Source organism: Streptomyces calidiresistens (assembly GCF_014141525.1).
In the GTDB taxonomy this organism is placed as follows: domain Bacteria; phylum Actinomycetota; class Actinomycetes; order Streptomycetales; family Streptomycetaceae; genus Streptomyces; species Streptomyces calidiresistens.
In genome coordinates this window covers 1-3,867 of record NZ_VKHS01000538.1, presented here as the reverse complement: position 1 = coordinate 3,867, position 3,867 = coordinate 1, and the positions used below count along the sequence as shown (strand labels likewise).

Here is a 3,867-nt window from a genome sequence, read left to right as displayed (position 1 = left end):
GCCCCCTCCGGAGGACGCCCATGTTCGCCCGCTTCCGCAGACGCACCGCGGTCGGAGTCACCGCCGCGGCCGTCACAGGTCTGTTCCTCTCACTCCTGGCCGCCGCCCCCGCTCCCGCCCGGGAAACGGTCGATCACTCCGCCTGCCGCCCCGACGGGCTGTACACCACTCCCGGCGTGGAGGTGCCCTACTGCACGGTCTACGACCGGGAGGGACGGGAGGACCTGGGATCGGACCACCAGCGCCGCATCATCGGCTACTTCACCGGCTGGCGCACCGGTGGGGACGGACGCGACCCCTACCTGGCCCCGGACATCCCCTGGGAGCACATCACCCACATCAACTACGCCTTCGCGCACGTGGGGCGGGACCACCGCATCTCCGTCGGCCCGGACACCCCCGACAACCCCGCCACCGGCATGACCTGGCCCGATGTCCCGGGCGCCGAGCCCGACACCTCCCTGCCCTACCGGGGTCACTTCAACCTGCTCACCACCCACAAACAGCGTCACCCCCACGTCAAGACCCTGATCTCGGTGGGGGGCTGGGCCGAGACCGGCGGATATTTCGACCCCGACGGCGAACGGGTGGCCTCCGGCGGCTTCTACACCATGGCGACCAACGCGGACGGTTCGGTCAACCACGCCGGCATCGCGACCTTCGCCGAGTCCGCCGTGGAGTTCCTGCGCGAATACGGCTTCGACGGTCTGGACATCGACTACGAGTACGCCACCTCGATGCGGGACGCCGGCAATCCGCTGGACCAGTGGGTCGCCAACCCCCGGCGGGCCGGGCTCAACGAGGGGTACGAGGCGCTGATGCGCGAACTGCGGGAGCGGTTGGACCGGGCCGGGGCCCGGGACGGTCGGCACTACCTGTTGACCGTCGCCGCACCCTCCTCGGGTTACCTGCTGCGCGGCATGGAGACCCACGGGATCTCCCGGTACCTGGACTACGTGAACATCATGTCGTATGACCTTCATGGGGCCTGGAACGAGCACGTCGGCCCGAACGCCGCGCTCTTCGACGACGGGCGGGACGGCGAACTGGCCGCCGCCGGCGTCTACACCACCGCGCAGTACGGCGGGATCGGCTACCTCAACACCGACTGGGCGTACCACTACTTCCGTGCCTCGATGCCCCCCGGTCGCATCAACATCGGACTCCCCTACTACACCCGCGGTTGGAAGAACGTCACCGGCGGCACCAACGGCCTGTGGGGCACCGCCCGCACCACCACCTGCCCGGCCGGCTCGGGACTGACCACCTGCGGTGACGGGGCGTCGGGCATCGACAACCTGTGGCACGACCTCGACACCGCCGGGGCGGAGTCCCCGGCCGGCTCCAACCCCATGTGGCACGCGAAGAACCTGGAGGCGGGGATCGTCGGCGACTACGTCGAACAGTACGGCTTCCCCGCCGATCTCGAACTCACCGGTGAGTACCGCCGCCACTGGGACGAGACCCTGACCGCCCCCTGGTTGTGGAACGCCGACAAGCGGGTCTTCCTGTCCACCGAGGACGAGCAGTCGGTCGCCGCCAAGGCCGACTACGTGGTGGACCGGGGCATCGGCGGCACCATGGTCTGGGAGCTGGCCGGTGACTACGGATGGGACGAGGCCGAGGGGCGTTACGGCCCCGGCGACACCCTCACCCGGACGATGCACGAGCGGTTCCGCGACGCCCCGCCCTACGAGGCGACCCGCGCCACGATCGACATGCCCACCGAGACCCTGGACATCGATGTCGCCCTCACCGACTTCCCGTTGGGGGACAACAACTATCCGATCTCCCCGAAGCTCCGGATCACCAACCGTTCGGAGCTGACCCTGCCGGGCGGGACGGAGTTCCGCTTCGACCTGGGCACCTCGGCGCCGGGCACCGCACGGGACCAGTCGGGCTTCGGCACCACCCTCGTGCGCAGCGACCACACGCGATCGAACAACATCGGCGGCCTGGACGGCCCCTATCACCGGATGTCGCTGAAACTGCCCGGCTGGCAGTCCCTGGAGCCGGGCGGGACGGTGACCCTGGACTTCGTCTACCACCTGCCGGTGTCCACGCCCTCCAACTGGACGGTGACGATCGGCGGAACCACCCGGGGCCTGGCCGGGGATCTCGCCCGGGGCACCGTACCGGCCGACCCCGGGGGCGGATCGTCCACCGGCGGCGACGGGGGCACGGGTGACGGCTCCACCGGCGGGAACGGGGAGTGCGGGGCACCCTCCTGGCGGGCCGACGCGGTCCACACCGGCGGGGACACGGTCTCCTGGAACGGCCGGCTGTGGCGGGCGCAGTGGTGGACCAGCGGTGAGGAGCCGGGAACCACCGGCCCATGGGGCGTGTGGGTGGACCTGGGCCCCTGCTGAAGCCCCCCGCCCCGGCGCGGCGGGAGCCGCTCACCCCCGGGTGAAGAGCTCCCGCCGCGCGGTGTCCAGGGCGGTGACCAGCCCACCGCCCAGCACGGGGCTCCCCGTCACCGTCCCGGCCCGCACCTCGGTGCGCAGCGGGGTCAACCCCTCCAGCCGCGCGGCCACCGCCTCGGCCAGGACGGGCCCCCCGGCCCGTCCCCCCTCGCCGCCGAGCACGACGCACCCCGGGTCCAGCACCGCCACCACCGCGGCCACGCCGACCGCCACCCGCTCGGCCAGTTCTCCGAGGAAGGCGCGGTGGGCGGGGTGGGCCGGCGCCGCCGCGGCGCCCGCCACCGCCCCCTCCGCCGTCGGGTGGTCCGGGCCGCCCTCCGGAGGAGTGGGTACGACCCCGTGCCGGCGCGCCGACTCCCGCACGGCCGCCCCGCCCACCAGGGCGTGGAATCCCCCGCCGCAGTCGGTGGCCGTCGGCAGGCCGGCGGTGCCGGGAACGGGGAGGAAACCGATTTCGCCCGCCCCTCCGGAACTCCCCCTGCGCAGGGCGCCGTCCAGGAAGAGCGAGGCGCCGACCCCCTCCCCCAGCCACAGCAGGACGAAGGTGTCCCGATCGCGGACGGCGCCGAGCCGGTGTTCCGCGACGGCCGCGAGGTTGACCTCGTTCTCCACCACGAGGTGGCCGGGTGCCCCCGTCCCGGCGCCGGGCCGCCCCTCCGCGCGCTCCCGCAGCAGGCGGGCGAGACCGCGGTGCCAGGCGGGCAGGACGAGGAGTCCGCCGAGTGTGCCCGTGGCGGGATCGACGAGGCCGGGCGCCCCCATCACCACGGTGTGCGGGGCCGTGACACCGGCGGCCCGCAGCGCCCCGTCCACGACGGCCAGCGCCGTTTTCCCGCCGTCCCCGCCGTCACCGCCGTCACCGCCGTCCCGGGTGTCATCGGGGACGGCGTGGTCGGCGCGGTGCACGGTGCGGCCGGTGAGATCGGCGACGGCCACCGCGACGCGGTCGGTGCGGGCGTCCAGCGCGACGACGTGGGCCCGGTCGGCCACCAGGCCGTACAGCCGGGCGTTGGGTCCCCGCCGGCTGGCGCCGCTCTCCCCCACGACGGCGACCAATCCGCGTTTTCCCAACCGCTCCAGCAGGTCGGAGACGCTGGGGCGCGACAGGCCGGTGCCCTCCTTGAGTTGACCGGCCGTCAGGGGACCCCGCTCGGCCAGGAGTTCCAGGGCGATGCGGTCGTTGATGGCGCCGGCCGTACGGGGGGAGGCGGTGCGCTCACGGGTCATGACGGGGATCCTCGCAGACGGCCGGGGCCCGTCGACAATCGGCGGGACGCGGTCCGCCGGCGGGAACCCGGGCCGGCTCCCGGAACCGGCGGCGCCGAAGGGGCGTCCGAAAACAGGTCTTCCATCAGGAAGGCTTCCTGATAGTTTACCGCCATGTCCTCCCGACCCTCCCGGTCCGCCGGGCCTGTCTCTTATACATTTCTGACTCTGCCGA

The 3,867-nt window shown here is 73.1% G+C and carries 2 protein-coding genes; one reads left to right on the top strand and one right to left on the bottom strand.

All coding sequences use genetic code 11. The annotated features are described in order from the left end of the window. Positions 1-20: 20 nt before the first annotated feature. On the top strand, positions 21-2,369 hold the full coding sequence (locus tag FOE67_RS19140; RefSeq protein ID WP_182665950.1) for a chitinase C-terminal domain-containing protein: 2,349 nt from the start codon (positions 21-23) through the stop codon (positions 2,367-2,369). Between the two features lie 30 nt (positions 2,370-2,399). On the opposite strand, the gene FOE67_RS19135 is transcribed toward FOE67_RS19140, so the two are convergent. Next, positions 2,400-3,653 carry an ROK family transcriptional regulator gene (locus tag FOE67_RS19135; RefSeq protein ID WP_182665948.1) on the bottom strand — a complete coding sequence of 418 codons (1,254 nt, stop codon included), beginning with the start codon at positions 3,651-3,653 and terminating at the stop codon, positions 2,400-2,402. Positions 3,654-3,867: the final 214 nt, after the last annotated feature.